At 68.5% G+C, this 26765-nt stretch carries 26 protein-coding genes; 12 read left to right on the top strand and 14 right to left on the bottom strand.

The genetic code is table 11. The features are described 5' to 3' along the window. Nucleotides 1-41 precede the first annotated feature (41 nt). From tcuA to AC1DKV_RS24695, 5 genes are all read left to right on the top strand, one after another. Nucleotides 42-1469, top strand: coding sequence for an FAD-dependent tricarballylate dehydrogenase TcuA (gene tcuA / locus AC1DKV_RS24715; protein WP_477138208.1), 1428 nt, complete (start codon nt 42-44; stop codon nt 1467-1469). Then, the gene (tcuB, locus tag AC1DKV_RS24710) at nt 1456-2628 is read left to right on the top strand and encodes a tricarballylate utilization 4Fe-4S protein TcuB (protein ID WP_441616777.1); all 1173 of its coding nucleotides are present in this window, start codon (nt 1456-1458) and stop codon (nt 2626-2628) included. Before tcuA ends, tcuB begins: the two co-directional genes overlap by 14 nt. Nucleotides 2629-2685: 57 nt before the next feature. After that, nucleotides 2686-3474: a class II aldolase/adducin family protein gene (locus AC1DKV_RS24705; RefSeq protein ID WP_441616779.1), complete on the top strand. Its 789-nt coding sequence runs from the start codon at nt 2686-2688 to the stop codon at nt 3472-3474. A gap of 162 nt (nt 3475-3636) precedes the next feature. Further along, a complete protein-coding gene (locus AC1DKV_RS24700) occupies nt 3637-4650 on the top strand; it encodes a Bug family tripartite tricarboxylate transporter substrate binding protein (RefSeq protein ID WP_441616781.1) in 1014 nt (337 codons plus the stop codon). 17 nt (nt 4651-4667) lie between these two features. After that, complete coding sequence (locus AC1DKV_RS24695) at nt 4668-5681, top strand: D-2-hydroxyacid dehydrogenase (protein WP_441616783.1); 1014 nt, start codon at nt 4668-4670, stop codon at nt 5679-5681. A 131-nt stretch (nt 5682-5812) separates the two neighbouring features. Here AC1DKV_RS24695 and AC1DKV_RS24690 read toward each other — a convergent pair whose 3' ends face one another. The 6 genes from AC1DKV_RS24690 to AC1DKV_RS24665 form a co-directional block, all read right to left on the bottom strand. Continuing rightward, on the bottom strand, nt 5813-6220 hold the full coding sequence (locus AC1DKV_RS24690) for a Zn-ribbon domain-containing OB-fold protein (protein WP_441616785.1): 408 nt from the start codon (nt 6218-6220) through the stop codon (nt 5813-5815). A 4-nt stretch (nt 6221-6224) separates the two neighbouring features. Then, complete coding sequence (locus AC1DKV_RS24685) at nt 6225-7391, bottom strand: thiolase domain-containing protein (protein ID WP_441616787.1); 1167 nt, start codon at nt 7389-7391, stop codon at nt 6225-6227. 196 nt (nt 7392-7587) lie between these two features. After that, nucleotides 7588-9135 carry a class I adenylate-forming enzyme family protein gene (locus AC1DKV_RS24680; RefSeq protein ID WP_477138207.1) on the bottom strand — a complete coding sequence of 516 codons (1548 nt, stop codon included), beginning with the start codon at nt 9133-9135 and terminating at the stop codon, nt 7588-7590. 240 nt (nt 9136-9375) lie between these two features. Beyond that, the gene (tcuC, locus tag AC1DKV_RS24675) at nt 9376-10671 is read right to left on the bottom strand and encodes an MFS transporter (RefSeq protein ID WP_441616791.1); all 1296 of its coding nucleotides are present in this window, start codon (nt 10669-10671) and stop codon (nt 9376-9378) included. Nucleotides 10672-10867: 196 nt separating this feature from the next. Further along, nucleotides 10868-11749 (bottom strand): crotonase/enoyl-CoA hydratase family protein, encoded by an 882-nt coding sequence (locus AC1DKV_RS24670; RefSeq protein WP_441650015.1) that lies wholly within the window; start codon nt 11747-11749, stop codon nt 10868-10870. A gap of 40 nt (nt 11750-11789) precedes the next feature. Beyond that, nucleotides 11790-12083, bottom strand: a complete 294-nt coding sequence (locus AC1DKV_RS24665) for a DUF2917 domain-containing protein (RefSeq protein ID WP_441616795.1) — start codon at nt 12081-12083, stop codon at nt 11790-11792. Between the two features lie 172 nt (nt 12084-12255). Here AC1DKV_RS24665 and AC1DKV_RS24660 point away from each other — a divergent pair, with 172 nt between their 5' ends. From AC1DKV_RS24660 to AC1DKV_RS24650, 3 genes are all read left to right on the top strand, one after another. After that, the gene (locus AC1DKV_RS24660; RefSeq protein WP_441650014.1) at nt 12256-13179 is read left to right on the top strand and encodes a LysR substrate-binding domain-containing protein; all 924 of its coding nucleotides are present in this window, start codon (nt 12256-12258) and stop codon (nt 13177-13179) included. 190 nt (nt 13180-13369) lie between these two features. Beyond that, complete coding sequence (locus AC1DKV_RS24655; RefSeq protein WP_441616799.1) at nt 13370-14386, top strand: Bug family tripartite tricarboxylate transporter substrate binding protein; 1017 nt, start codon at nt 13370-13372, stop codon at nt 14384-14386. Nucleotides 14387-14703: 317 nt separating this feature from the next. After that, complete coding sequence (locus AC1DKV_RS24650; RefSeq protein ID WP_441616801.1) at nt 14704-15840, top strand: OpgC domain-containing protein; 1137 nt, start codon at nt 14704-14706, stop codon at nt 15838-15840. 64 nt (nt 15841-15904) lie between these two features. On the opposite strand, the gene AC1DKV_RS24645 is transcribed toward AC1DKV_RS24650, so the two are convergent. Then, the gene (locus AC1DKV_RS24645) at nt 15905-16474 is read right to left on the bottom strand and encodes a helix-turn-helix domain-containing protein (RefSeq protein ID WP_441616803.1); all 570 of its coding nucleotides are present in this window, start codon (nt 16472-16474) and stop codon (nt 15905-15907) included. A 410-nt stretch (nt 16475-16884) separates the two neighbouring features. Between AC1DKV_RS24645 and AC1DKV_RS24640 the strand changes: the two genes are divergently transcribed. The 4 genes from AC1DKV_RS24640 (at nt 16885) to AC1DKV_RS24625 (ending at nt 21267) form a co-directional block, all read left to right on the top strand. Next, nucleotides 16885-17778 carry an HpcH/HpaI aldolase/citrate lyase family protein gene (locus tag AC1DKV_RS24640; protein ID WP_441616805.1) on the top strand — a complete coding sequence of 298 codons (894 nt, stop codon included), beginning with the start codon at nt 16885-16887 and terminating at the stop codon, nt 17776-17778. Nucleotides 17779-18074: 296 nt separating this feature from the next. After that, entirely contained in the window at nt 18075-19457 is a 1383-nt protein-coding gene (locus AC1DKV_RS24635) for an LLM class flavin-dependent oxidoreductase (RefSeq protein ID WP_441616807.1), read from the top strand. Between the two features lie 33 nt (nt 19458-19490). Continuing rightward, nucleotides 19491-19997: a flavin reductase gene (locus tag AC1DKV_RS24630; RefSeq protein ID WP_441616809.1), complete on the top strand. Its 507-nt coding sequence runs from the start codon at nt 19491-19493 to the stop codon at nt 19995-19997. A 31-nt stretch (nt 19998-20028) separates the two neighbouring features. Next, nucleotides 20029-21267, top strand: a complete 1239-nt coding sequence (locus tag AC1DKV_RS24625; protein WP_441616810.1) for an MFS transporter — start codon at nt 20029-20031, stop codon at nt 21265-21267. Nucleotides 21268-21357: 90 nt separating this feature from the next. Here AC1DKV_RS24625 and AC1DKV_RS24620 read toward each other — a convergent pair whose 3' ends face one another. From AC1DKV_RS24620 to AC1DKV_RS24590, 7 genes are all read right to left on the bottom strand, one after another. Then, nucleotides 21358-21987, bottom strand: coding sequence for a glutathione S-transferase family protein (locus tag AC1DKV_RS24620; RefSeq protein ID WP_441616812.1), 630 nt, complete (start codon nt 21985-21987; stop codon nt 21358-21360). Nucleotides 21988-22036: 49 nt separating this feature from the next. Next, nucleotides 22037-23512, bottom strand: coding sequence for a gamma-glutamyltransferase family protein (locus AC1DKV_RS24615; RefSeq protein WP_441616814.1), 1476 nt, complete (start codon nt 23510-23512; stop codon nt 22037-22039). Between the two features lie 42 nt (nt 23513-23554). Continuing rightward, nucleotides 23555-25093, bottom strand: a complete 1539-nt coding sequence (locus AC1DKV_RS24610) for a hypothetical protein (RefSeq protein ID WP_441616816.1) — start codon at nt 25091-25093, stop codon at nt 23555-23557. A 179-nt stretch (nt 25094-25272) separates the two neighbouring features. Further along, nucleotides 25273-25596, bottom strand: coding sequence for a 2Fe-2S iron-sulfur cluster-binding protein (locus AC1DKV_RS24605; protein ID WP_441616818.1), 324 nt, complete (start codon nt 25594-25596; stop codon nt 25273-25275). Nucleotides 25597-25671: 75 nt separating this feature from the next. Further along, the gene (locus AC1DKV_RS24600; protein WP_441616820.1) at nt 25672-25980 is read right to left on the bottom strand and encodes a ferredoxin; all 309 of its coding nucleotides are present in this window, start codon (nt 25978-25980) and stop codon (nt 25672-25674) included. Between the two features lie 54 nt (nt 25981-26034). Then, entirely contained in the window at nt 26035-26400 is a 366-nt protein-coding gene (locus AC1DKV_RS24595) for a 2Fe-2S iron-sulfur cluster-binding protein (RefSeq protein ID WP_441616822.1), read from the bottom strand. Between the two features lie 83 nt (nt 26401-26483). Further along, nucleotides 26484-26765 (bottom strand): iron-containing redox enzyme family protein (locus AC1DKV_RS24590; RefSeq protein WP_441618936.1); only part of this gene is annotated, 282 nt, incomplete at its 5' end.

The following is a 26765-nucleotide window of genomic DNA, read 5'->3' as shown; positions in this document are numbered from 1 at the left end:
CTCGCGCCGACTCCCCACCGCCTCGCCGGAGGCGCCCGCCCATGATCGACGTCCTGGTCATCGGCGGCGGCAACGCCGCCCTGTGCGCCGCCCTGATGGCGCGTGAAGCCGGCGCCAGCGTGCTGCTGCTCGAAGCGGCACCGCGCGAGTGGCGCGGCGGCAACTCCCAGCACACCCGCAACCTGCGCTGCATGCACGACGCCCCGCAGGACGTGCTGGTCGAGGCCTACCCCGAAGAAGAGTACTGGCAGGACCTGCTCAAGGTCACCGGCGGCCTGACCGACGAACGCCTGGCCCGCCTGGTGATCCGCGCTTCGTCCACCTGCCGCGACTGGATGCGCAAGCACGGCGTGCACTTCCAGCCGCCGCTGTCCGGCGCGCTGCACGTGGCGCGCACCAATGCCTTCTTCATGGGCGGCGGCAAGGCCCTGGTCAATGCCTACTTCCGCAGCGCCGAGGCGCTCGGCGTGCAGGTGCGCTACGACGCGCCGGTGGACGCCATCGAGCTCGACGGCGACCGCTTCGTGGCCGCCCGCATCGGCAGCGAGCGCATCGAGGCGCGCAGCTGCGTGCTGGCCGCCGGCGGCTTCGAGTCCAACCGCGAGTGGCTGCGCGAGGCCTGGGGCCAGAACGCCGACGGCGAATGGCCGGCCGACAACTTCCTGATCCGCGGCACGCGCTTTAATATGGGCGTGCTGCTCAAGCACATGATCGAGGCCGGGGCTGACGCCATCGGCGACCCGTCGCAATCGCACTGCGTGGCCATCGACGCGCGCGCGCCGCTGTACGACGGTGGCATCTGCACCCGCGTGGACTGCGTCTCGCTGGGCGTGATGCTCAACCGCAATGCCGAGCGCTTCTATGACGAAGGCGAGGATTTCTGGCCCAAACGCTACGCCATCTGGGGCCGCCTGGTGGCCCAGCAGCCTGGGCAGATCGGTTACTCGATCATCGACGCCAAGGCGGTCGGGCGCTTCATACCGCCGGTGTTCCCCGGCGTGCGCGCCGATACGCTGCCGGAACTGGCGCGCCAGCTCGGGCTGGACGAAGCCACCTTCGTGCGCACCATCGAGGACTACAACGCGGCCTGCCGCGTCGGCACCTTCGACCACACCGTGCTGGACGACTGCCATACCGAAGGCATCGCGCCGGCCAAGACCCACTGGGCGCGCCCGCTCGATACCGCGCCGTTCTACGGCTATGCGCTGCGGCCCGGCATCACCTTCACCTATCTCGGCCTGAAGGTGGACGAGCACGCCGCCGTGCACTTCGGCGGCAAGCCCAGCGCCAACCTGTTCGTGGCCGGCGAGATGATGGCCGGCAACGTGCTGGGCAAGGGCTACACCGCGGGCGTGGGCATGGCCATCGGCACCGCCTTCGGCCGCATCGCCGGCACGCGGGCCGCCGCCGCCGCGTTCGGGCGGACCCGTCACAACGAACTCCAGGAAGAGCAGCATGCAACATCTTGAAGCGCTGACGCGCGAAGCGGCGGCGCTGGCCCAGGGCGTGCTGCCGCTGACCGGCGACGAGGCCGAGGTCGGCCGCGTCATGCAGATCTGCAACGCCTGCCGCTATTGCGAAGGCTTCTGCGCCGTGTTCCCGGCCATGACGCGCCGGCTGGAATTCGGCAAGGCAGATATCCACTACCTGGCCAACCTGTGCCACAACTGCGGCGCCTGCTACCACGCCTGCCAGTACGCGCCGCCGCACGAGTTCGCGGTGAACGTGCCGCAGGCCATGGCCAAGGTACGGGCGCAAACCTATTCGGACTACGCCTGGCCGGCCGCGTTCGGCGGCCTCTACCGCCGCGCCGGCCTGGCCACCGCGCTGGCGCTGGCGGGCGGCCTGGCGCTGTTCCTGGTGATGGCGCTGGCCATGCAGGGCAGCCTGCTGCATGCGCCGCTGGCCGGCAACTTCTACGCCATCTTCCCGCACAACCTGCTGGCGGCGATGTTCGGGCTGGTATTCGGCCTTGCCATCGTGGCGCTGGGCGTGGGCGTGATGCGCTTCTGGCGCAAGGTCACCCCGGGCGAGCTGGCAGGCGAGGCCCGAGGCCCGGCCATCGGTGGCGCGGCGCACGATGCGCTACGCCTGCGCTACCTCGACGGCGGCCACGGCCAGGGCTGCAACAATGCCGACGACGCCTTCACGCTGTGGCGCCGCCGCTTCCACCATTTCACGTTCTATGGCTTCATGTTGTGCTTCGCCGCCACGGCGGTTGCCACCCTGTATCACTACCTGCTGGATCTGCACGCGCCCTATGCGCTGGGCAGCCTGCCTGTCCTGCTGGGCACGGCGGGCGGCATCGGGCTGCTGATCGGCACCGCGGGGCTGTTCTGGCTTAACCTCAAGCGTGACCCGCGCACGGGCGACGCCGCCCAGAAGCCGATGGACCGCGGCTTTATCGCGCTGCTGTTCCTCACCAGCCTGAGCGGCCTGGCGCTGCTGGCCTGGCGCGATTCCGCCGCCATGGCATTGCTGCTGGCCCTGCACCTGGGCGTGGTGATGGCGCTGTTCCTGACCCTGCCTTACGGCAAGTTCGCGCACGGCATCTATCGCAGCGCGGCACTGCTGAAGTGGAATATCGAGAAACGCCGGCCCGCCGGCCTGGCGCTCGGCTCGGACTGAGCGGCAACCGGTCCCGCAGACACCCGAACAAGAACACCGTACCCAAGGAGACTCCACATGACCAAGCCCGGCGTGCTCGCCATTTCCTCGATGCGGGACCAGTGCAGCGAAGCCGAGTGGCAGGCGCGCGTGGACCTGGCCGCCTGCTACCGCCTGGTGGAGCTGTACGGCATGGCGGACATGATGGCCAACCATATCTCGGCGCGCGTGCCGGACGAGGATGGCGCCTTCCTCATCAATGCCTACGGCATGATGTACGAGGAAATCACCGCCTCCAGCCTGATCAAGGTGGACCATGCCGGCAATCTCCTCTCCAAGCCGGATTTCGGCGCGCTCAACTACGGCATCAACAAGGCCGGCTACGTGATCCACAGCGCCGTGCACGAAGCGCGCCCCGAAGTGGCCTGCGTGATCCATACGCATAGCTGGGCCTCGATGGCGGTATCGTCGCTGGACTGCGGGCTGCTGCCGCTTACGCAGACCGCCATGCGCTTTCTCAAGATCGGCTACCACGACTACCAGGGCGTGGTGCTGGACACTGCCGAGCAGGCCTCGCTGATCGAAGACCTGGGCCGCGGCGAGGCGCTGATCCTGCGCAACCATGGCGCGCTTACGGTGGGCAATACCGTGGGTGAGGCCTTCAACTGGATGCACCGGCTGGAGCTGGCCTGCCGCGCCCAGATCGGCGCGATGTCCTGCAACACGCCGCTGCGCGAGGTGGGCGCCGAGGTGCTGCAGGAGACCTGGAACAACTACCAGCCCGGCACGCGCAGGCCCTATGGCGTGATGGAGTGGCCGGCGCTGCTGCGCAAGCTCGACCGCCTGGACCCGGGTTTCCGCGACTGAGCGCGGCGCCCCGGGAGCGCGAACATCCGGGCGCGCTCGCGCGGGCGCCCGAAAGCCCCGCCGCAGTACCGCAAGCCGCACCGACGAACACCAGAACATAAAACAGACAGGGAACGGCGGACGCGGGCGCGTTCCGATGCCGGCCGTCCCAAGGAGACCGTCATGCCGAAGTTCGCCCCCGCTTTATCCTCGTTCCACCCCATGCATGCGCCGCGCCGGGCGCTGGCCGCCCTTGCCTTCGGGCTGGCCTGCGCCGGCGGGGCCCCCGCCCACGCCGCCGGCGACGACTACCCGGCCCGGCCGGTGCGCGTGGTGGTGGCCTTCACCGCCGGCGGCACCACCGATATCCTGGCGCGCAGCGTCAGCCAGGTACTGGCCCAGCGCTTCAGGCAGTCCTTCGTGGTGGACAACCGGCCCGGGGCCGGGGGCAATATCGGCACCGAGGCGGTGGTGCGCGCACCGGCGGACGGCTATACGCTGCTGGTCGATTCGGTCGGGCCCATTTCCATCAACCAGACGCTGTACAAACGGCTGAACTACGATCCGCTGGCCGACCTGGTGCCGGTGGTGCAGATCGCCGACGTGCCCAATGTGCTGGTGGTGCATCCCTCGCTGCCGGCGAAGAGCTTCGAGGAGTTCGTGGCCTACGCCAAGGCCAATCCGGGCAAGCTCAACTACAGTTCCACCGGGGTGGGCACGTCCTCCCAGCTGTCGAGCTTCATGCTGACGCAGCGCGTCGGCACCGAGGCCACCCATATTCCGTACAAGGGTGCCGACGCGCTCAACGATCTGCTCTCGGGCCGGGTACAGTTCATGTTTGCCACCATCCCGTCGGTCATCGCCCATATCAAGGCCGGCAAGCTGCGGGCGCTTGCAGTGAGCAGCGCGCACCGCTCGCAGTCGCTGCCCGAGGTGCCGACGGTGGCGGAGAAGGGCTTTCCCGGTTTCGAGGCCGGCTCCTGGTTCGGCGTGTTTGCGCCCAGGGGCACGCCCAAGCCGGTCATCGACAAGCTGAACCAGGCGATCAACGAGGCGCTGCCGTCGCTGCAGGCGCAGATGGTGCGCGAAGGCGCCGATCCGGTGGGCGGCTCGCCGGAGCAGTTCGGCAAGTTCACGCACAAGGAGTACGACAAGTGGAAAGTGGTGGTGCGCGATTCGGGCGCTTCGGTGGATTGAACGATATGCAGGCTGCAATGAATCATCCGTCCGGCGGGCTGGGCCCGCGCATCCTGTTGTCGGAACAGGCGCTACGGCAGTACGGTGCGCAGATCGGGGCCGCACTGGGCGGCAGCTTCGTGCCGGTCGTGCCGGCGGCCGGGGAGGGCGGCCTGCCTGCCGGGCTGGATGCCGACATCGCCTTTGTCTCGCGCGACGTCACCGGGCTGTCCACCAAGCATGAGATCCTGCCGGCCACGCGGCGTTTCTACGATGCCATGCTGGCCAGCACCGCGCTGCGCTGGGCACATACGCATTCGGCCGGCGCGGACCGCGCGGTATTCGGCGAACTGCGCGCGCGCGGCGTGGCGGTGACCACCTCGTCGGGCGCCAACGCAGGCGTGGTGGCGCAGACCGCGCTGGCCGGGCTGCTGGCGCTGGCGCGGCATTTCCCGCAGATGGTGGCAGCGCAGCGCGAGCGCCGGTGGGCGCCGCTGATCGGCTCTGGCCTGCCGCGCGACATTGCCGGGCAGACTGCGACCATCGTGGGCTGGGGCCCGATCGGGCAGTTGCTCGGCAAGCTGCTGCAGACGCTGGGCATGAACGTGATCGTGGTGCGGCAGCGCGCCTTGCCGGCCGGCGCCGGCTACGAGACGGTGAGCTTCGACTCAGTGAGCGGGGTGTTGCCGCGTACCGACTGGCTGGTGCTCGCATGTCCGCTGACCGCGCAGACGCACGGGCTGGTGGACGGCGCCGCGCTGGCCTTGCTGCCTGCCGGCGCCAGGCTCGTCAACGTGGCGCGCGGCGAAGTGGTGGAAGAGGGCGCGCTGATCGAAGCGCTGAGGTCCGGCCGCCTTGCCGGCGCCTACCTGGACGTGTTTGCGCATGAGCCACTGCCGGCGGATTCGCCGCTGTGGAGCCTGCCCAACGTCATCGCCACGCCGCACAGCGCGGGTTTTTCCGACGGCAATGCCGCGCGCGTGGCGGGCATCTTCCTGGACAACCTGCGGCGCTGGGTGGCCGGGGAGGCGTTGCGCAATCTGGTTGGCTGACGCAGCCAGCCATGCCTTGCCGGCTGTCGTCCCCGCTTGCCCAGACCCTCTCCCCATGAGGGGAAAGGGCGCAAAGCCCCCGGGGTACCGCGGGCGCCGCCGGCGCGCCGCTTCCCCCTTGCCTCGTCAGCTCAGCCCGCGCCGACCGGCGCGAACGTCGGCACCGGCGGGCCGTCCTCGGTCGGCGTGAAGGTGAGCTTCACTTCCTGCCCGATACGCACCGTATCCAGGTCGCAATCCACGATATGGGTCATCATGGTCACGCCTTCTTCCAGCTTCACGTAAGCGATGCAGAACGGCGTGGGGCCGGCGCGGCGCGTGACGCTGAACGAATAGATGGTGCCGCGGCCCGAAGCCTGCTTCCATTCCGTGTCGCCCATGCAGAAGGGGCACAACGTGCGCGGATACCAGTGCGGCTTGCCGCAGGACTTGCAGTGCCTGACCAGCAGGCGGCCTTCGCGCGCGGCTTCCCAGAACTCGGTGTTGTCCGGTGCCACCTGCGGCGACTTGAGCGGCGTGGCCGTGTAAGGTGTGCTCATCTTGTTACTCCCGTTCCAGAATCACAGTGGCGCTGCCGTGGCGCGAGCCGAGATAGCCGCCCGTGCCCTGGGCCAGGGCCAGGTCGCAGTTCTTGACCTGCACGGCGGGATGCGCTTCGCCGCGCAGCTGGCGCACCGCCTCGATCACCTTGGTGATGCCGCCGCGATTGGCCGGGTGGTTGTTGCACAGGCCGCCGCCGTCGGTATTGAAGGGCAGCTTGCCCACGCCGGAGATCAGGTTGCCGTCGGCCACGAACCGGCCGCCTTCGCCCTTCTTGCAGAAGCCCAGGTCTTCGAGCTGCATCAGCACCGTGATGGTGAAGCTGTCGTAGATCGAGGCGTACTTGATGTCGGACGGGCGGATGCGCGCTTCCTCGAAGGCGATCGGGCCCGAGATGGCCGCGCCGGACCAGCTCAGGTCCACTTCGCCGCCGAGCTGGCCCTTGACCGCTTCGCCGGCGCCGATGATCTTGACCTTGGGGCGCTTGAGCCGGGCCGCGATTTCCGGGCGCGCCACGATCAGCGCGCCGCCGCCGTCGCTGACCACGCAGCAGTCCAGCTTGTGCAGCGGGTCGGAGATCATGGGGGAATTCAGCACGTCGTCCACGGTCACCACCTCGCGCAGCATGGCGTTGGGGTTGTGCTGGGCGTGGTGCGAGGCCGCCACCTTGATCCAGGCGAGCTGCTCGCTGGTGGTGCCGTACTGGAACATATGCCGCATCGCGACCATGGCGTACAGGTTCACCGTGACGGCGCTGTAGGGCGCCTCGAAGGGCTGGTCGGGCAGGTTGGCGCCCCAGTTGCGCGCCTGCGTGCCGCTCGAGCCTTCCGAGCGCGGACGGCCCGCCAGCGTGATCAGCGCCACGTTGCACTTGCCGGCGGCGATGGCCTGCGCGGCGTGCGAGACGTGGGCGATATAGGCCGAGCCGCCGGTGTCGGTGGAGTCCACATGACGCACCTTGAGGCCAAGGTAGTCCACCATGTTGATCATGCCGAGGCCGGGCGCGTCACCCGCGCAGAAGTAGCCGTCGACGTCCTGCAGGCTGAGTCCGGCGTCTTCCAGCGCGCCACGTGCGCACTCCGCGTGCAGTTGCGCGACGCTCTTGTCCGGAGCCTTGCGGGTCGGGTGCTCGTAGGCCCCGACGATATATGCCTTGCCGTTGATGCTCATAGGTCTCCCTGTTTGTCCCGGGTACTTGTCGTGGAATGAATGGATCTGTCTCTAAGAGGGCGTTTCAAAAGACCCTGGTGTCGTTGCGCGGCCACGGCAAGTACCAGTTGTACTGTCTGCGGCCGCGCAGGCTGCATGTGCCTGTCTATTGCTTGCTCTTGCGTCGCCCGGATCGTGCCCGGATCGAGCCCCGGTCTCACGGCGCGCGGCCGAAGCGCTCGCGCAGGTCGCGCTTGAGCACCTTGCCGATGGCGTTGCGCGGCAGTTCGTCCGTGAACTCGAGCGCGGCCAGGCGCTGCATCTTCTCCAGCCGGCCGTTGGCCCAGTCCAGCAATGCTTGCGCGCCCGCCGCGGCGCCCGCGCGCAGCACCACATAGGCCACCGGCGTCTCGCCCCAGCGCTCGGACGGCACGCCCACCACGGCCGCGTCGGCAACGTCGGCGTGCGTCATCAGCACGGCTTCGATATCGCTCGGGTAGAGATTGAAGCCGCCGGAAATCACCATGTCCTTCTTGCGGTCCATCAGGACCAGGAAACCATCGGCGTCGAAGTAGCCGACATCGCCGGTGCGGATAAAACGCTTGCCGCCGGCGTCGAACCACTCCACCTCGGCGGTCTTGGCCGGCTGGTTGTGGTAGCCGGACATCATCCCCGACGAATGCCCCACGATCTCGCCCGGGGTGCCGGGCGGCGCGTCGGGCGGCAGCTCGCGGCCGTGGTTGTCGAGCAGGCGCATGTCGGTGTCCGCCGACGGGCGTCCCACCGTGTGCAGCTTGTCGGGATGCTCATGCGCGCGCAGTTCGCAGCGCCCGCCGCCTTCGGTCATGCCGTAGTACTCGATCAGCATGCCCGGCCAGCGTTGCAGCGCTTCGGCCTTGAGCGCGGCGGAGAACGGTGCGCTGGTGCAGAACTTGACGCGGAAGGAGGACAGGTCGGTGGCGTCGAAGTCCGCGTGGGCCAGGATGCGCTGGTACTGCACCGGCACCAGGATGGTATGGGTGGCGCGGTGGCGGGCGGCCAGCGCCAGGTACTGGCCGGCATCGAACTTGCGCATCAGCACCACGGTGCCGCCCAGTGCCAGGGTGGGGAACAGGCTGACCAGCGTGGTGTTGGAATACAGCGGGGTAGACAGCAGCGTGACGCTGTCCGGGCCGTAGCCGCCCTGCGCGGCGCGCTGCACGTGCGAGGCGCGCATGCCGAACGGCTGGATGATGCCCTTGGGCACACCGGTGGTGCCGGACGAATAGATCAGGTTGAAGGCCCAGTCCGGCCCGATCGCGGGCGGTGCCGGCCGCGCGTTCCCGGCGGCCAGCCACTGGCTGAACGGCTGCCCGGCATGGCTGTCGTCCAGCGCGATGCATGGCACGCCCGGATCCGTCCCCAGGCCGGACAGCGCTTCGCGCGTGGTGGCGTCGATGAACAAGCGGCACGCGCCTGAATCCTGCACCATCCCCCGCAGCGTTGCCGGATTCAGTGCCGGCGACAGCGGCGCCACCGCCACCCCTGCGCGCAGGCTGCCAAGGAAGGCGGCGACGTATTCGATGGACGTGGCTGCGCAGATGGCGACCGTGCCTTGCGCCGGCACACCGTCGCGCTGCAGCGCCGCCGCGACGCGGTCGGCCAGCCGGTTCAGCCCGGCGTAATCGATGCTGCGGTCATCCAGCACCACGGCGGGATGGTGCGGCCGCTGTGTGCCGTGCGCATCGACCAGGGCGGCAAGGGGAATGAATTCGGTAGCTGTCATTGGGGCCGCAACGAACTTGTATGGAATGCTTTGTCCGGGGCGCCGGGGGGCGCCAGCCGCAGTGGACAAAGTGTCGCGCGTGCCGGCCGGTTCGACAATTTGGAATTTTGAAAGTGAGCCTTGCGGGAAGGTTTTGTGCGTTGCACAAATGCGCACGGGCACCCCGGGAGCCAGGCCCGGGCGCCCAGCGAGGCTTGTGATGCCCTCCGCACCGGCACTGCCAGGCCGGCCGGGCGCAGGCTACGCGGTCGCCTCGACGCGGTTCTTGCGGTAGAGGATGAGTGTGGCGATCAGCCCGCATGCGGCGGCGAAGGCCATCCAGTATCCCGGCGCGGCCTTGTCCTTGGTGGCCTCGATCAGATACGTGGAAATGGCTGGCGTAAAGCCGCCGAAGAGCGCGGTAGCCAGGCTGTATGCCAGCGAGAAGCCCGCCACCCGCACCTCGACCGGCATCACCTCGGTCAGGGCCACCACCATGGCGCCGTTGTACATGCCGAACAGGTAGGACAGCCACAGCAGCACCAGCAGCATGCGCTCGAAACTGGGCGCAGCCGCCAGCCACGACAGGGCGGGGTAGGCGGTGACCAGTGCAATCAGCGAGATCGCCAGCAGGATGGGGCGGCGGCCGATGCGGTCGGACAGCGCGCCGCCGATGGGCAGCCAGATAAAGTTCGAGATGCCCACGCACAGCGTCACCCCCAGGCTGTCGGCCGTACTCAGCTTGAGCACGGTCTTGCCGAAGGTGGGGGTATAGACGGTGATCAGGTAGAAGGTGGTGGTGGTCATGGCCACCAGCAGCATGCCGGCCAGCACGGTGCGCCAGTTGCGCAGCATGGAGTCGAACACCTCGCGCGTGCTCGGATGGTGGCGCCGCGTGCGGAACGCTTCGGTTTCCTGTAGTGAACGGCGCAGGACAAACAGGAAAGGCACGATCAGGCAGCCGATGAAGAACGGGATGCGCCAGCCCCAGCTGTGCAGCGCGTCGGCCGTCAGCCACTGGTTCAGCGCGAAGCCCAGGCCCGCCGCCACCACGATGGCGATCTGCTGGCTGGCCGACTGCCACGCCGTATAGAAGCCCTTGTGGCCCGGCGTGGCCATTTCCGACAGATAGACCGATACCCCGCCGAGCTCGGCGCCGGCCGAGAAGCCCTGTAGCAGGCGGCCGACCAGCACCAGCAGGGGGGCCAGCAGGCCGATGGTGGCATAGCCTGGCACCAGGGCGATCAGGATGGTGCCGCTGGCCATCAGCGCGAGCGTCACGATCAGGCCCTTGCGCCGTCCCACCTTGTCGATATACGCGCCCAGCATGATGGCGCCCAGGGGGCGCATCAGGAAGCCCGCGCCGAACACGGCGAAGGTCAGCATCAGCGAGGCGAATTCACTGTTGGCCGGGAAGAATGTCTGGGCGATATAGGTGGCGTAGAAGCCGAACAGGAAGAAATCGAACTGCTCGAGGAAATTGCCGCTGGTGACACGAAGTACGGCACCGAGCTTCGAGGACCCGGGTAGGGCCGTCCCCGCCATTTGCGCTTGCATCGCCAGTCTCCTTGGGCACCGCGTGCGGCGCATCCGCCGCCCTCCCGCAAGAGACCGGCCCGGCGGCCGCGCGTGTGCCGGTCACGCGTGTGGAGGTCAATATATGCCGTGCAAGTCGCCAGCGCCAGTTCTGCGTGGAAGGCGCCCGCGGGACTCGCACACGCCGCCCATGCGCCGGCGCGGCCATGCCGCCGGCTCAGGCGTGGCGGAACACGGCGGGGCGTTTCTCCACGAAAGCGCGCGTGCCTTCACGCGCATCGTGCGAGCCCGCCGCCACCATGAACTGCATGGCCTCCACCGCCAGGCCCTCGTCGATCGGCAGGTTGATGCCACGCGTCACCGCGCGCAGCGAGGCCGCTACCGCCACCGCGGAATGGCGGGCGATGCTGTCGGCCAGTCGCACGCACGCGGGAATCAGGTCTTGCGCCTGCACCACCTCGTTGACCAGCCCGAAGCGCAGCGCGCCGGCCGCGTCGATCGGCTCGCCGGTGAGGATCATCTGGTTGGCGCGCTTTCGCCCGACGTGGCGCGGCAGCCGCTGCGTGCCGCCGAAGGTGGGCGGAAAGCCCAGCTTGATCTCCGGCTTGGCAAAGGTGGCATGGCTTGCCGCGATGGCCAGGCTGCATGCTTCCACGGTCTCGCATCCGCCGCCGTAGGCCAGGCCGTTGACCGCCGCGATGACCGGCTTGGGAAACGACTCGATGCGCCGCGTCATGGCCTGCCCGCGCTGCAGGAAGCGGCGCAGCGCCTGCTCCGGCGACGCCGCGATATCCGGCGCGAAGCCGGCGATGTCTGCGCCCGCGCTGAACGCGCGCGTGCCGCTGCCGGTCAGGATCACGCAGCGCACGGCCGGATCCGCCTCGATGGCATCCAGCCTTGCCATCAAGGCATCGATCAGCGCATAGCTCAGCGCATTGAGCTTGGCCGGACGGTTCAGTACCAGCAGCGCGTGCGCGCCCAGCGCTTCATATTGCACGAGCATATCGGCTTGATCGGCTTGATTGGCGTGACCGGCTTGACCGGCGGGGGCGCCGTGTCCGTCGTCCTGCGCAGCGTGCCCGTGGAGTGCATCGTTCATGGTCGTTCTCCTTTGTCGTGACGTTTTTTCCTGGCGTTCTTCAGGCGGGGTCCCGCACGGCAATGCACGCCGGCCGCCCCCGAAAGCCGGAGACAAACACCACGGTCTCCTCGGCCGCGACGAAGCGCTCGCCGCAGGCCAGCACGGTGTCGCGGCGCGCGGCGTCGAGCGCGGCCGATTGCTGGGTGAGCCATGCCATGCCCTGCGTGCAGATCAGGTAAGATCCAGAGCCAAGCGGGATCCGCAGCGCGGCCGGGCCGAGCAGCCAGAGGCCTTGCGCGGCAGCTGGCGTGGCCGATGGATTAACGCTCTGGGTCGTGGTCGTCGCGCGCATGTCAGCCTCCGGGCAAAGCGCTTCCCCTGTATCCGCCGCATGGGCTTGCGTCCGAATGCATCGGGTGAGCGTCGGATAGCGCCAGATGGGCGCCGGGAACCTTGACTGCATTCTTGCCGGGAACCGGCCGCAGCGGCCGGAAGGATTTTCATCAGCGGTATGCCTGGGCGTCATGACGATCCTGAGCCGAGCCTCCACCAGCGCGCTGCGCACCATGTCGCTCGAGGCCCTGCGCGGCTTCGAATCCGCCGCGCGCCATCTCAGCTTCACGGCAGCCGCCGAAGAGCTCTGCCTCACCCAGTCCGCCATCAGCAAGCAGGTCAAGAGCCTGGAAGACGTGCTCGGCGTCGCGCTGTTCCGGCGCGGCGGCAAAGGCCTGAGCTTGACCCCGGAAGGCCGCCAGCTCTATGAAGCCGCGCGCGAAGCCATCGGCCAGCTCGGCGCCGCCATCGACCGCCTGCTCGCCGTGGACCGCGTTTCCATCGCCGTCACCACCACGCCATCCTTCGCCGCCCTCTGGCTGGTGCCCAAGCTTGCCCGCTTCCAGGCCGCCGAACCCGGCATCGACGTCCGCATCGATGCCTCCGAACCCATGCTCAATCTCGAGCGCGAAGGCATCGACCTGGCCATCCGCCTCAATGCGCAAGCCCCCGGTCCCGGCGGTCCCCGCCCGCTGCTGCAGGAACGCCTGATGCTGGTGGCCGCCCCCGCCATCGCCGCGCGCATCACCGAGCCGCGCCACATACTCGATGCGCCCCTGCTGGTCTTCCACGACCCCGGCGCCCGCTTTGCCTGGATGTCGTGGACGCAGTGGTACCAGCGCCTGGGCTTGCTGCGCTCGCCCAAGCAGGCCTGCCTGTATTTCTCGCAATACGCGCACGTGCTCAACGCCGCCGTCCAGCAGGCGGGCATTGCCATCGGGCGCACGCCCATGGTGCTGCCGATGCTCAAGAGCGGCCAGTTGCAGGTGGTGGTGCCGGAGCACACCGCCGACGGGCTGACCTACCAGATCGTCACGTCAAGCGTGGAGCGGCCCGGCGTGCGGCAGTTCCGCGCCTGGCTGGAGAGCGAACTGGCGGGTGAGGTGATTGGGTAGTCGAGATCCGTTTCGCCCCAGGCCGGCGGCGCCTGTCCCATATGGCGCCTGTTCCATATGCAAAAACTGCCTTTCCATAGCTGAAAAGTTGTCTATACAAGTAACCGGCGGCTCGATAACATCGATCTGAACAACAAGCGCGCGCATGCCCGGCGCGCTTGTTGTCTTTCCACGTTTTTCGGAGTCCGAGGTGAATCGTCTTGTCCGCCAGCTTGCCAGTTCCACTGTCGTTCGCTTTGCGGGGGCAGCCGTGCTGGCCTGCGCAAGCCTGCCGTCGTTCGCTGCCGGCCCCGCCGCAGGCGAGGGTTTCCCGGCAAAGCCGGTGAGGGTGATCGTGCCGTTCGCGCCGGGCGGCGTGTCCGATGCCTTGCCGCGACTGGTGGGGCAGAAGCTGGCAGAGCAGTGGGGCCGTGCCGTGGTGATCGACAACAAGCCCGGCGCGGCAGGCAATATCGGCATGGAGGCCGCGGCGCGGGCACCCGCGGACGGCTATACGCTGGCGCTGGCGCCGGCAGGCAACCTCACGGTGAACCCGATTCTTTTCCCGAAGCTTGGCTTCGACACGCGCGACCTGGTCCCCGTGACGATGCTGGCGAGGTCGCCCAACGTGCTGGTGGTCAGCCCGGGCTTTCCCGCGCATTCGCTCAAGGCGCTGGTGGCCTACGCGCGCGCCCATCCGGGTGAACTGAATTTTGCCTCGCCGGGCAGCGGCAGCGGGGCGCACCTGGCGGGCGAGCTGCTGAACCTGGAGGCGGGCATCCAGACCGTGCACGTACCTTACAACGGCACCGCGAGCGCGCTCAATGATGTGCTTGGCGGGCAGGTACAGATGGTGTTCGCAGGCGTGTCGACCGTGCTGCAGCATATCCGTTCAGGCAAGCTGGTGGCGATTGCCGTGGCCGGGCCGCAGCGCCTGGCGCAGTTGCCGGGCGTGCCGACGGTAGCGGAGTCGGGCTATCCGGGCTTCGACGTGACCTCGTGGTACGGGCTGGTGGCGCCGAAGGGGACGCCGGACGCGGTGGTGCGCAAGTGGCAGGCGGATGCGGCCGCGGTGTTGCGCCAGCCGGAGGTGCGCGAGAAGATGCTGGGGCTTGGGCTCGAGCCGGTGGCGAGCACGCCGGAGGCATTCGCACGGACGATCTCCGCCGAAACGCTGAAATGGCGCGCGATCGTGCATCGCGCGAAGATCCAGCCATTGCAGTCTTAAGGCTGCGAAGACATCCCCTGAACCGGCACGGGCCGGCGGGCTCGGCCTCCTTGCCGTGCTCGCCGGCCTTCTTGTTTTCCGCCCTCTGGCAAGACTCCGCCCCAGGATCCTAGGGTAATCCCCAGTATGCCGTATCATCTCGCCCTGCGCGTTCGTCGCCAGGGCATGGTTGCGTCTCGGGCGCGGCACATTTGCGCATCTGTCCTGTCCAACGTGCTGGTTTTTACACATTGAACAGGTACGGGTTCTCCGCTCGAGGAGATCCCGGGGGCACGCGGGCGCTTTGTCGGGGCGTCCGGTGCCGGGTAATGCAGGAGATGCTTTTGGCAACAAACGAAACCCAGCGCAGAACTGAGGTTGACCTAATTCGCGGCGTCGCGCTGATCTTCATCGTGGTCGACCACGTGAATGGCAGCGTGCTGGCTGACTATACGATCCGCAATTTCGCGTTCTTCGACGCGGCGGAGATCTTTGTCTTCCTGGCCGGCTATTCGGCCAGCTCGGCCTTCCTGGCCATGGAGGCGCGCCACGGCGCGGCTGCCGCGCAGAGCCGCCTGGTGCGGCGCAGCTGGGAGATCTACAAGGCGTTCGTGCTGACCGGCGTGCTGATGCTGGTGTTCGGTCTGCTGCTGGCGCTGGCACGCGTGCCGGCACCGGCGGTGGTATCCACCGAGGCGCCGATCTTCATGGCGCATCCGTTCAGCACGCTGGTCGAGGTGTTCAGCGTGGCGCGCCAGCCCTTCGTCTCGGACGTGCTGCCGATGTATGCGGTGTTCATCCTGTTCGCGCCGCTGGGCATCCGCATGGCGCGCGCGCGGCCGTTGACCTTCGTCGGCGCCAGCGCGCTGCTGTGGCTGATGGCGCCGATGCTCACGCCGCTGCTGCCGAGCAGCGACGGCAATGGCTGGAGTTTCAATCCCTTTGCCTGGCAACTGATGTTCGGCCTGGGGCTGATGGCGCGCCTGCGGCCTGACGTGATCCTGCCGCGCCAGCAACTGGTGCGCTGGGTGGTGACGGTGCTGGCGGTGGCGATGACGCTGGCCGGCGTGTTGCTGGCCTACCTGTGGATGCGTCCGCACGTCTATGAGCCGTGGCTGCCGGCGTGGCTGCCGACCATGGTGTTCCCGCTGCCCAAGAAGAGCCTGGCGGCGCTGCGCGTGGCGAGCTTCCTGGGCCTGGCATGGCTGGCCTACCTGGCGGTGCGCGCGGGCTGGGTGGCGCGGCTGGCCTCGGTGATGGGGCCGGTGGTGCAGATCGGCCGCCATAGCCTGTTCTGCTTTGTCTTCGGCGCGGTGGTGTCGGTGGTGATCGAGGGCTTTACCTATGGCATCGCCGGTGGGCGGCCGTCGCGGCCCATCGCGCTGGGCGGCGATATCGTCGCGGTGGCACTGCTGCTGGTGATCGGCGGCTGGTGGGGGCGGCGCAAGGAAGAACGCAAGGCCGCTGCCGCCTAGCTGCGCAGCCTAGCTGCGCCGGGTGGCGCGGCCGGGTTGCAAGGCCCGGGCGCTCCCGCTCCTGTCAGCGGCGTACCAGCGCAATCGCGTACACGCACGGCGTATCGCCGGGATTGAAGAACGTGCAGGCCACCGGGGGGCCGAGCTGGAGGCAGTCTCCGGCGTTCAGCGTGTGCACCAGATCGCCTTCCTCGAAGACCAGCGTGCCTTCGCGCATCCAGATCTGCTGGTGCTGGAAGGTGAACGCGGCGGGCGGATAGGAGACGCGGGTCCCGGCCGGCAGCATGACTTCGAGCAATTCCAGCATGCCGCCGTTGCGCGGCGAGACCGCGCGGCGCGTGTAGCCGGTTTCCGGATCCTGCCAGACCGCCTGGTCGTCATGCCGGCTGAGGCGCTCGCCAGCCTGTTCGGCCAGCGCCAGCAGCATCGACAGCTGCAGGCCGAACGCGCCGGACAGGCGACCGAGCACGGTGGCGGTGGGGCTGGCCTCGCCGCGCTCGATCTTGCTGATCATGGCTTTGGACACCCCCGAGCGATCGGCCAGGTCCGACAGCGACCAGCCGCGCGATTCGCGCTCGGTCCTGATGCGGGCGGAGATGGCGACGGTAGGATCGGCGGAAGGCTGGTTTTGCATGGGACTGGAATCCGGGCGCGGGGCCGTGGCGATGGTCGCCGCATTATACGAGGCGCCGTCCTGGTGCCGCCCCGCGCCTGCCGCCTGTAGCCGGGGTCCTTGCGGTCCATCGGCCCGAGCATCGCCGGCCATTCCATCTATGACGATATCTGCATGTTTTTCCCGGCCGCCCATGCCGATGCGTATTGCGTATCGCGTATCGCCGGCGTGGCCGGGCCAGTGTATTCGAAATTGGCTAAAGGGGTCTTCCGGGAATGCGGTTTGACGAAGTTGCCCGGTGCAGGCATCGTGCAGGACAATGACCCGGTGGTTCAGGACGAATCCTGTCGCAACAGGGACGCCGGGAACCCGGGCGCGAGTCTCGCGTACCGGAATCGCAGGCCTGGATGGCCGCAAGGCAGGAGAAGACCATGAGTATTGGAACGCCGGGCCATCTGCGCTCTCTGCTTTTCGTACCCGCCGACAGCGACAGGAAGCTCGAAGCATCCTTGCGGTCCGGCGCCGATGCGCTGGTTTTCGACCTCGAGGATGCCGTGCCCGAGGAAGGGAAGGGCGAGGCGAGGAAGCGGCTTTCGGCCTTCCTCGATGTGCACCGGGAATCGATGCCCGCCTGCTTCTTCGTGCGGATCAATGGCCTGTCCACGGCGCACGTCCTTGAAGACCTCGCAACCGTCGTGCGTCACCGTCCCGATGCCATCGTGTTACCAAAATGCCGGAGTGTCGACGATGTGCACCGGCTAGGCGATTTTCTTTCCGCGTTCGAGCACATCCTGCTCGGCGGCAAGCAGCAGACCGGCATCATCGCCATGGCGACGGAGACGTCGGAGGGCGTGTTCGGTCTCTCGTCGTACCGCAACGCCCCCATGCGTCTGCGCGCGCTGATGTGGGGCGTCGACGATCTGGCCGCGGATCTGGGCGCTTTCTCGTCGCATGCCGGCCGGGAGCTCACATCGCCCTTCTCCGTGGCGCGGACCATGTGCCTGCTTGCGGCCGCCCAGGCGGGCGTCGACGCGATCGATGCCGTCAGCACCAAACTCGGCGACGAAGCGCAGATCGTGGCAGAGGCCTTGCAGGCGCGCCGCGATGGATTCGTAGCCAAGGCGGCGGGGCATCCGGCACATATCGCCGCGATCAACCAGGCCTTCCTTCCCAATGAGGAAGAAGTGGTCTGGGCAAGGCAGGTGGTGGCCGCGTTCTCTACCGTGGGCGCGTCCGGCGTGGTGCGCCTCGGGGACACGATGATCGACCGGCCGCATCTGCGCCTGGCCCACCGGATACTTTGCCAGGTCGACGGCGAGGACTGACTTGCGTCGCCGTGGCCGCCAGGCGAACCGCCCGGTGGCGGCGGCCATCTGACGGGCGCCGGCGTCGGCGCTGTTTCCCGCTTCCCCGCTTCCCGCATCTGGCATCTGGCATCTGGCATCTGGCATCTGGCATTGCGCCGGGCTGCCTCACATGCTCGCGTTAACCCTTATCGAATTTCGCTTTTATCGGTAGTCATCCGTCCACTATATTAAACGCAATGAGCGGGGTGGCAGACATTGGCCGGTTTGCGGCGAAGCAGCGGCCCCGGCGGACCAATGGCTGACCTGGAGCCGGCATGCCCCGTGAAATTCGTCTGAACGCCTTTGACATGAACTGCGTGGGCCACATCCAGCAGGGGCTGTGGACCCACCCGCGCGATCAATCCAGTCGCTTCGGCGAATTGCAGTACTGGACCGACTACGCGAAGACGCTCGAAGCCGGCCTGTTCGACGGCATCTTCCTCGCCGACGTGGTGGGCGTGTACGACGTCTACGGCGGCAGTCCGGACGCCGCGCTGCGCGGCGCGGTGCAGGTGCCGGTGAACGACCCGACGCTGATCATCCCGGCCATGGCGGCGGTCACGCGCCATCTCGGCTTCGGCGTGACCTGCAACCTGACCTACGAGCAGCCGTTCCTGTTCGCGCGCCGCATGTCCACGCTCGACCACCTGACCGGCGGGCGCATCGGCTGGAATATCGTGACCGGCTATCTCGACAGTGCGGCACGCGCCATCGGCATCGAAGGGCAGGCGGCGCACGACGACCGCTACGACCTCGCCGACGAATACATGGCGCTGGTCTACAAGCTCTGGGAAGGCAGCTGGGACGACGACGCCGTGGTCCACGACCGCGCCGGCGGCGTCTATGCCGATCCGTCCAAGGTGCGCGCCGTCCACCATCGCGGCCCGCAGTACAAGGTCGACGCCGTGCACCTGTGCGCGCCGTCGCCGCAGCGCACCCCGGTGCTGTACCAGGCGGGATCGTCCGCGCGCGGGCGCCGGTTCGCGGCCACGCACGCCGAATGCGTGTTCGTGAACGGGCAGAAGAAGGAGGGGGTGCAGGAGATCGTCGGCGACATCCGCGCCCAGGCGGTGCGGCAGGGCCGCCGCGCGGAAGACGTCAAGGTGTTCATGGGCGCCACCATCGTCACCGGCAGGACCGATGCCGAGGCGCAGGAAAAGTACGAGGAATACCGCCGCTATGTCAGTTCCGAGGCGGCACTGGTGCACGCGGCCGCGTCGATGGGCATCGACTTCGCGCGCTATGACATCGACGAGCCCATCCAGGCCAGCAAGAGCCAGGCCATCGTATCCAATGTGGAGGCCATGACGCGCAGCGCCGGCCCGCAATGGACCCGCCGCAAGCTGCTCGAGCAGATGGTGCTGGGCAGCCGACAGGCGCCTTGGGTGGGCAGCGCCGGGCGCATCGCGGACCTGATGCAGGGCTGGAGCCAGGACACCGGCGTGGACGGCTTCAATCTCTCGCGCACCGTGATGCCGGAGTGCTTCGACGATGTGATCGGGCTGCTGGTGCCGATCCTGCAGGAGCGCGGCGTCTACAAGACCGCGTACCGCGACGGCACCTACCGCGACAAGCTGTTCGGCCACGCCCGCCTGCCGGCCACGCACGCTGCCGCCCGTTACCGCGGCGCCGCCGCGGTTGCAGGCGCGCAGGCCTGAGATCATCATTCTGCGCAGGCACCGGACAAGGGCATGGTAGACAAGACGACTTTCCGAGACGCGATGGCAGGGCTGGGCGCCGCCGTCAACGTCATCACCACCGACGGCGTGGCGGGCCTGGCCGGCTGCACCGCTTCCGCCGTATGCGGCGTGACCGACGAGCCGCCCATGCTGCTGGTGTGCATCAACCGCGCCAGCCGCAACAATGCCGCCATGCGCGAGAACGGCCGGCTGTGCGTCAATGTGCTCAGCGCGGAACAGCGCGACGTGGCGATGCGCTTTTCCAGCAAGGACGTCTCGATCGGCGAGCGCTTTGCCAGTGCAGAGTGGGAGCGCATGGAGACCGGCGCGCCGGTGCTGCGCGGCGCGGTCAGCGCGCTCGATTGCGAGATCGAATCGGTGACCGAGGTCGGCACGCACACGGTGTTCTTCTGCGCGGTCCGGGCCGCGCGCGCGCAGGACGACCGCGACGGGCTGATCTATTTCGGCCGCGATTTCCACCGGGTCGGCGCGGCGGCGCCAGCCGACGCCGGGACCTGACGCGATGGCTCGCGCCCAGGCCGCGCCCGTCATGTCCTCCACGCCCGCAATGCCCGCCGCCGCCCACCTGCCCGGCAAGACCGCCTCGCTAGTCATCCTGCTGTTGTCACAGGTGGCGGCGATGGGCGTGTGGTTCTCGTCGAGCACGGTGATCGCCGTTATCAAGCAGGCGCACGCGATCGCGGCCTTCGACGAAGCCCTGCTGACCAGCGCGGTGCAGTTCGGCTTTGTCGCCGGCACCATTACCTCGGCCTTGCTGTCGCTGCCGGACCGCTACGATCTGCGGCGCCTGTTCATGGGTTCCGCGCTGGTGGCGGCGCTGGCCACCGGCGCGCTGGCGTTCCTGCCGCCCACCGGCGGCGTGGTGGTGCTGCTGCGCTTTGTCACCGGCATGTGCATGGCGGGAGTCTATCCCGTGGGCATGCGGATGGCCGCCACCTGGGCGCAGCGCGACCTGGGCCTGCTGATCGGCCTGCTGGTGGGCGCGCTCACGCTCGGCTCGGCCAGCCCGCACCTGCTGGCCGCCACCGGCGGGCTGGACTGGCGCACCATCTACGGCGTGGCCGCGGCCTGTGCCGCGGCAGCGGCGGTGCTGATCGGCTTCGCCAGCGTCGGTCCCAACATCAGGCGCGCCACGCGCATCGATATCGGCAAGGTGGCGCAGGCCTGGCGCAGCCCGGCAGTGCGCCTGGCCAACCTGGGCTATCTCGGCCATATGTGGGAGCTGTACGCGATGTGGGCCTGGCTGGCGCTGTTCCTGCAGCAGACGCTGGTCGCGCGCGGCGTGGCCGAAGCGCGCTCGCGGGCCGAATGGATGACCTTCGTGGTGGTGGCCGTGGGCGCGCTCGGCGCGTGGCTGGGCGGCTGGCTGGCCGACCGCGTGGGCCGCACCGCCGTGACCATCGGTGCCATGGGCATCAGCGCCTCGTGCGCGGCGCTGATGGGCTGGCTGTCCACCGCGCCGATGGCGCTGCTGGTGGCCGTGGCCTTGCTGTGGGGTCTGTCCGTGATCGCGGACTCCGCGCAGTTCTCCGCCAGCGTGACCGAGCTGGCCGATCCGTCCTCGGTGGGCACGCTGCTGACGGCGCAGACCTGCGCGGGCTTCCTGCTGACGCTGGTCAGCATCCACCTGGTGCCGGATGTCGTGGCGTATCTCGGCTGGCGCGGGGGCTTCGGCATGCTGGCCATCGGGCCGGCGCTGGGCTGCGTCGCCATGTGGCGGCTGCGGCGGCACCCGGATGCCGTCAAGCTGGCGGGCGGCAAGCGCTAGCCGCATGCCGCCTTGCGGTGCGTCGCGGCGTCCTTGCCGCCAGGGGCAGGCGGCGGCCGATGCGTGCATCGGCCTGCTGGTGGCGCTGGCTCAGGCCGCCTGCTGGCGCAAGGCGAAGGCCCGCTGCGCCGCCGGCCGCGTCACGCAGCGCTGGTGCCAGGCAGTCAAGCTGGTGAAGGCGCAGGCATCGATGTCGGCCAGACGGTGCAGCACCGATGCCACGTTCAGATCCGCCACGGTGAAGGTGTCGCCCAGCAAGTAGGGCTGGCGCGCGCAATGCGCGTCCAGCACGGCCAGCGGCTTGCGCAGCGCCGCCAGCGCCGCCAGCGCCGCGGCGGCCTGGGCGGGGTCGCGTTGCGCCTGTGGCAACAGCCGGGTGTGCTGGCTCCACTGCGTCAGGTGCGGCTCGACCATGGTGGCGGCCCACAGCGTCCATTGCAGGATCCCGGCGTCCTGTCCGGCGGTGCCGTCGCACAGCACCTGGCCCGCATGCTTGCGCGCCAGGTAGAGCGTGATGGCCAGCGACTCATAGATGACCAGGCCATCGTCGTCGATGGCGGGCACGGTGCCGTTGGGGTTGATCGCCAGGTAGGCGGGTGCCTTGGCTTGCGCCGAGGCGTAGTGCAGCGGGATGTTCTCGTAGGCCAGGCCAAGTTCTTCCGCCGCCCACAGGGGGCGGATGGCGCGCGAGGCGGCGATGCCGTAGATCTTCAGGGTCACGGGTGGGGTTCCGGCGGTTGGAAATGGGTGTCGGCAATCGGGGCGCGCTTCAATCGCCCAGCGCGATGCCGTCCTTGCGTTTGTCCGATGCGCCCAGCAGGCCGCCTGAGGCATCGCGCATGACGATCTGCGCGCCGCCGAAATCGCTGCGGTCGCCCAGCTCGCCAAGGCCGGCGGGGTCGGTGTAGCCGGCGTCGCGCAGGGCTTGCGCGATGGCCGGCGGCATGCCGGCTTCGATGGCGAGCGCGGTGTCGGACTCCAGCCGCCAGCGCGGCGCATCGAGCGCGGCTTGCAGCGGCTGCTGCCAGGCCGCCAGCCGCACCAGCAACTGCAATTGTCCTTGCGGCTGCATAAGGCCGCCGACCACGCCGAAGCCCGCATGGAAGCGGCCGTCGCGCAGCGCCGCGCCGGGCACGACCGTGTGGTACGGCCGCTTGCCGGGCGCGGGGCTGTTGATATGGCCGGGGCCGGCAAAGCCGAAGCCGCGGTTCTGCAGCACGAAGCCGCAACCCGGCACCGCTATGCCGGAGCCGAAGCGCTTGAAGATGCTGGTCATCAGCGTGACGGCCAGCCCGTCGCGATCCACCACCACGGTGCAGACTGTGTTGCCGGCCGGGTCCGCCACGGTTTGCTTGGCGTATTGCATGGCGCGGCCCATGGCTTGCACGGTGCGCAGCACGGCGGCGGGATCGTCCTGCGCCAGCAGGGCAGGGTCGAGCCGGCCCAGTTCGTCCAGCGCGTGCAGGATCGCCACGCCATGCGTATTGGGCGGGCACTCGAGCACGGTCAGGCCGCGGAAGGTCGTGGAAACCGGCGTGCAGAAATTCCCGCGATGGGCGGCGAAATCCGCGGCCGCCAGCGCGCCGCCGGCATTGCGGCTGGCTGTCGCGGCCGCCTGCGCGGGGGCGCCCAGGTAATAGGCATCGGCGCCTTCCGCCGCGATGGCGCCCAGCACCTTCGCCAGTTCCGGATTGCTGAAGGTCTCGCCGGCGACCGGCGGGCGGCCGGCGCGATAGAGCGCGGCGCAGACCGGGTCCTGGTGCAGCACGCGATCGAACACGGCCCATTCGCGCGCGGCTACCGGTGCGACCGGGAAGCCGTCGCGCGCCAGCGCGATCGCCGGGGCGAACAATTGCTTCCACTCCATGCGGCCATAGCGGCGGTGCAGATCCTCCCAGCCGCGCACCGCGCCGGGCGTGGTCAGCGAAAGCGCGTGGCGCTCGGGGATGCGCTGCCCGGGGAGGCCCGCCAGTGCCGCCATCGGAAAGGCCGCAGGCGCGCGGCCGGTGCCGTTGTAGCTGACCGCATGCCCGTCGGGCTCGACGATCATGGCCAGCATGTCGCCGCCGATGCCGGTGGCCATCGGCTCCACCACGCCCAGGATAGCGTCGGCCGCGAGCGCCGCGTCGACAGCGCTGCCGCCTTCGCGCAATACCCGCAGCGCTGCCTGCGCGGCGAGCGGGTGGCCGGTGGCGACCATGCAGTGCGCGGCGCGCACGCCTTCGGCCGGGGTTGCGGTTGTCATGCGGGTCGCTCCTTGCTTGTCAGGGGTTTGAGGTTCGGTGTTTCAGCGCCACAGGACCACGGCGCACATCGTCGAGACGGTCAGGCCCGCCAGCACCGGCACCAGCAGCGCGCGCACGGCATCGAGCACCGGCACGCGCGCAAAGCCGGTAATGGCCACCAGCGACGACCACGCGATCAGCGTCCCGCCGCCGGTCCATACCGCGCCCATCTGGCCCACCGCGCACAGCGTGGCCGCGTCCAGCCCGACCGTGGGCCCCAGCGCGCCGGCCAGCGTGCCGGTCAGCGGCAGGCCGGCAAAGCCGGAGCCGTCGATGCCGGTGATCATGCCCACCAGCAGTACGCCGAAGGCCACCAGTACGTGATTGTTTGGAATCCATTGCTCGGCGCCCTGGATCAGCTCGAACAGCAGGCTGGGCGCGTGGCCGGTGCCAACGTGCAGGATGGCGCCGGCCGTGTCGCTCGCGCCGATAAAGAAGAATCCCGCGATCGGCAGCACGGAGCCCATGGCCTTGAAGGCAAAGACGAAGCCGTCGGTGATGTGCTCTGCGCTCATGTCCAGCATCTTGCGCGGCCCTTCGGCAGCCAGCGTGCAAAGGATCATCAGCAGCGCCGCGGTGCCCCCCACCATGGCCGCGGCTTCGCCCCCCTTGAGCTCGGCCACGCCGAGGCCGAGCTTGGGCGAGACCATCAGCGCGATCACCGCCGCGAAGGCCAGCGGCGTGAGCACGGCAAATGCCTTGGACCACTTGATGCGGCGCTGCTCCACCATCGACAGGCTGCGCGCGATATTGGCGTCGGTGCCCAGCGGCTCGCCATGCGCGGTGCCGCGCGCCAGTTCGCTCTTGTCGAAGCTGCCGGCGCCACCGGCGGGGTCCATCCCGGTTTCCGCGCGGCCCTGCCAGCGCTCCAGCAGGCTGGTGCTGGCGGGGCGGATATGGCCGCGGATGGAAAGATAGGCCAGCGTCAGCGCGATGCCGCCGGTGATCAGCGACAGCACCAGCGCGCGGTCCGCCACCATGGCGGCGCTGACCGCGGCGCCGGCCGCCTTGGCGCTGATGCCCGGCGCCACGCCGATCACGTAGTCGGACGACAGCGCGGTGCCCTGGCCTGCGATGGCAATGGCCATGGCGCCGGCCAGCGGCGGCAGCCCGGCGGCGATGGCGGCCGGCAGCAGGATGGCGGACACCAGCGGGATCGCCGGGGTGGGCCAGAAGAACAGCGAGATGGCATAGGTGATGGCGGCCAGCATGAAGTAAGCCGTGTGGCCGTTCTTCATCACCGAACGGAAGGGCTCCACCATGCGCACGTCGGAACGCAGGGCCTTGAGCGCGTTGAGCAGCGCTGTCATCAGCGCGATCACCAGGAAGATGTTGAACAGTTCGCGCGCCGCCACGAAGCTGGCGTTGAAGATGCTGGCCAGCGCGCTGACCGGGCTATGGGTCCAGGCCAGGGTCACCAGGAAGGTGGCGATGATCGAGGGCACCACCACGTTGGCGCGGAACACCATGGTGAGCACGATGGCGAACACGCCGGCGAGGTAGACCCAGTGGGCCGCGCCGATGGCGATATGTGAATCCATTTTGGGGGTTGTCTCCTGTGCCGGCGTGACGAAGGCGGTGTCGCCGGTCTGTGCAGAGGCGGCATCGTAGCCGGCCTTGTGCCAAAGCGGCAAACTTTGGCGCGGCGGGGCGGCATGCAGGTGCGCCGCAGCTATCCTGCGGCAAGCCGGGAGCACGCCGCATCACAAGCGGCGCTCGCTTATCCGGCGACGGATACGGCCTTGGCCGCGGCGCTGGTCTGCGCTTCCCAGGACACGCTGATGTCGCCGTTCACAAAGGTCTGGCAAGCCATGCGGTAGCCCTGGCCGAACTGCTCCTCGGTCAGGTGCTTGCGCTCCTTGGGCTTGATGGCGTCGGTGAACTCGAGGCCGCTTTCGATCTTGCACTTGCAGGTGCCGCACAGGCCGCCGCCGCACTTGAAGGGGATGCCGCCTTTCTCGCGCAGGGAAACGCGCAGCAGGTTGCTGTTCTCGGGGGCGGTGACGACCTTGCTGTCGTTGGTGACAAAGGTGATTTCAATCATGGAAACAGTCCGATTGCATGAGGGGGCTGCCCGGCGCCGTGCCGGTCATACTCGGTTTGTCGTGGATGGGGTTGTTCAGTCGGGATGCTTCACCAGCGCGATATCCATGCTGCCGAAGCTGGCCAGCCGCCTGAGTTCCTCGCGTGCGCCTTCGAGCGTGTCGAACTTCTCCAGGAATTTGGAGGGCACGTAGTTGACGATGGGCTGCGTGCCGCCATCGGCTTGCTCTACCACCTTCACCTTGACCGGATACGCCAGCTCGGCGATCACGTACTGCGCCGTCATGCGGCCGTAGAAGAGGTAGTCGTAGGCCTCCACGGCCGACAGTCCTTCGACGAGTTCGGTATGGAACTGCCCTGGCTTGCTGCTGAGAATCACGTACATGACTTTGCCGCTTGCTTGTTGCCGCTGGTACAGGTGCGGAGAATTGCCGATGGCTCACGAATTGCTGGTTGCCGTCACCGGCCGCGCTGCGGCTGGCATGGCCTTGGGCGCGACGCTCTCTGGCGGCAGTTCGTCCTGGGCCAGCTCGATGTCATGCTCCAGCCAGATCTGGCAGGTCAGCCGGTAGCCCTGTTCGAGCCGCTCGCCGAGCTGCTTCTTTTCCTTCCAGTTGGGCGGCGGCAAGTGCTCGGCGCCCGAGATCACGCGGCAGGCGCATTTCGAGCACTTGCCCATGCCGCATTCGTAGCGCAGGTTCGGATACGGAAACTGCTTGATTCCCGCCCGGACCACCAGGTTGGTACTGGGCTTGACCTCGTCTTCGAAGGTCTGGCCATTCTTGTGAAATACGACTTTCGGCATACAACTGTTCCGCAAGCGGTCCGTGGTGGTCTGTCAAGGACGGCCGGCGTGCAATGCCGGCCGCGTGCGATGACGCAGCCCTCTCAAGCGGCGAGTTCGAGTTCGGGCAGCGGGATTTCCTGCGCGACGTAGTCGTGATAGAGGGCGGTGGTATAGAGCAGGCGCATCTGTGCGCCGATCTCGCAGATCTTCAGGCAGCGCTGCTGGAGTTCGGGGGTGTCGGCGTGTTCGAGCACGATCTGGTAGCCGCGCTCGCCGTGGATTTCGTCGGAGACGATATGCAGGTCGAAGAACTCGACTTCTTCGTCGGTGAAGTTGTACTTGTCGCGCAGGGTGGGGGTCTGCTTGCGGTAGATCGAGGGGAC

Source organism: Cupriavidus sp. 05T41 (assembly GCF_056396525.1).
The sequence above is the reverse complement of the archived record's forward strand: the minus strand, read 5'-3'. Positions and strand labels throughout refer to the sequence as shown.

Excerpts from the sequence above, each read along its gene's own strand:
- AC1DKV_RS24600 (WP_441616820.1), bottom strand. The coding sequence starts at position 25,980 with ATGTACGTGATTCTCAGCAGCAAGCCAGGGCAGTTCCATACCGAACTC.
- AC1DKV_RS24625 (WP_441616810.1), top strand. The coding sequence starts at position 20,029 with ATGTCCTCCACGCCCGCAATGCCCGCCGCCGCCCACCTGCCCGGCAAG.
- AC1DKV_RS24610 (WP_441616816.1), bottom strand. The coding sequence starts at position 25,093 with ATGGATTCACATATCGCCATCGGCGCGGCCCACTGGGTCTACCTCGCC.
- AC1DKV_RS24660 (WP_441650014.1), top strand. The coding sequence starts at position 12,256 with ATGACGATCCTGAGCCGAGCCTCCACCAGCGCGCTGCGCACCATGTCG.
- AC1DKV_RS24595 (WP_441616822.1), bottom strand. The coding sequence starts at position 26,400 with ATGCCGAAAGTCGTATTTCACAAGAATGGCCAGACCTTCGAAGACGAG.
- AC1DKV_RS24630 (WP_441616809.1), top strand. The coding sequence starts at position 19,491 with ATGGTAGACAAGACGACTTTCCGAGACGCGATGGCAGGGCTGGGCGCC.
- AC1DKV_RS24665 (WP_441616795.1), bottom strand. The coding sequence starts at position 12,083 with ATGCGCGCGACGACCACGACCCAGAGCGTTAATCCATCGGCCACGCCA.
- AC1DKV_RS24695 (WP_441616783.1), top strand. The coding sequence starts at position 4,668 with ATGAATCATCCGTCCGGCGGGCTGGGCCCGCGCATCCTGTTGTCGGAA.
- AC1DKV_RS24690 (WP_441616785.1), bottom strand. The coding sequence starts at position 6,220 with ATGAGCACACCTTACACGGCCACGCCGCTCAAGTCGCCGCAGGTGGCA.
- AC1DKV_RS24605 (WP_441616818.1), bottom strand. The coding sequence starts at position 25,596 with ATGATTGAAATCACCTTTGTCACCAACGACAGCAAGGTCGTCACCGCC.
- tcuC (WP_441616791.1), bottom strand. The coding sequence starts at position 10,671 with ATGCAAGCGCAAATGGCGGGGACGGCCCTACCCGGGTCCTCGAAGCTC.
- tcuA (WP_477138208.1), top strand. The coding sequence starts at position 42 with ATGATCGACGTCCTGGTCATCGGCGGCGGCAACGCCGCCCTGTGCGCC.
- AC1DKV_RS24685 (WP_441616787.1), bottom strand. The coding sequence starts at position 7,391 with ATGAGCATCAACGGCAAGGCATATATCGTCGGGGCCTACGAGCACCCG.
- AC1DKV_RS24615 (WP_441616814.1), bottom strand. The coding sequence starts at position 23,512 with ATGACAACCGCAACCCCGGCCGAAGGCGTGCGCGCCGCGCACTGCATG.
- tcuB (WP_441616777.1), top strand. The coding sequence starts at position 1,456 with ATGCAACATCTTGAAGCGCTGACGCGCGAAGCGGCGGCGCTGGCCCAG.
- AC1DKV_RS24705 (WP_441616779.1), top strand. The coding sequence starts at position 2,686 with ATGACCAAGCCCGGCGTGCTCGCCATTTCCTCGATGCGGGACCAGTGC.
- AC1DKV_RS24635 (WP_441616807.1), top strand. The coding sequence starts at position 18,075 with ATGCCCCGTGAAATTCGTCTGAACGCCTTTGACATGAACTGCGTGGGC.
- AC1DKV_RS24650 (WP_441616801.1), top strand. The coding sequence starts at position 14,704 with ATGCTTTTGGCAACAAACGAAACCCAGCGCAGAACTGAGGTTGACCTA.
- AC1DKV_RS24680 (WP_477138207.1), bottom strand. The coding sequence starts at position 9,135 with ATGACAGCTACCGAATTCATTCCCCTTGCCGCCCTGGTCGATGCGCAC.
- AC1DKV_RS24640 (WP_441616805.1), top strand. The coding sequence starts at position 16,885 with ATGAGTATTGGAACGCCGGGCCATCTGCGCTCTCTGCTTTTCGTACCC.
- AC1DKV_RS24700 (WP_441616781.1), top strand. The coding sequence starts at position 3,637 with ATGCCGAAGTTCGCCCCCGCTTTATCCTCGTTCCACCCCATGCATGCG.
- AC1DKV_RS24670 (WP_441650015.1), bottom strand. The coding sequence starts at position 11,749 with ATGAACGATGCACTCCACGGGCACGCTGCGCAGGACGACGGACACGGC.
- AC1DKV_RS24645 (WP_441616803.1), bottom strand. The coding sequence starts at position 16,474 with ATGCAAAACCAGCCTTCCGCCGATCCTACCGTCGCCATCTCCGCCCGC.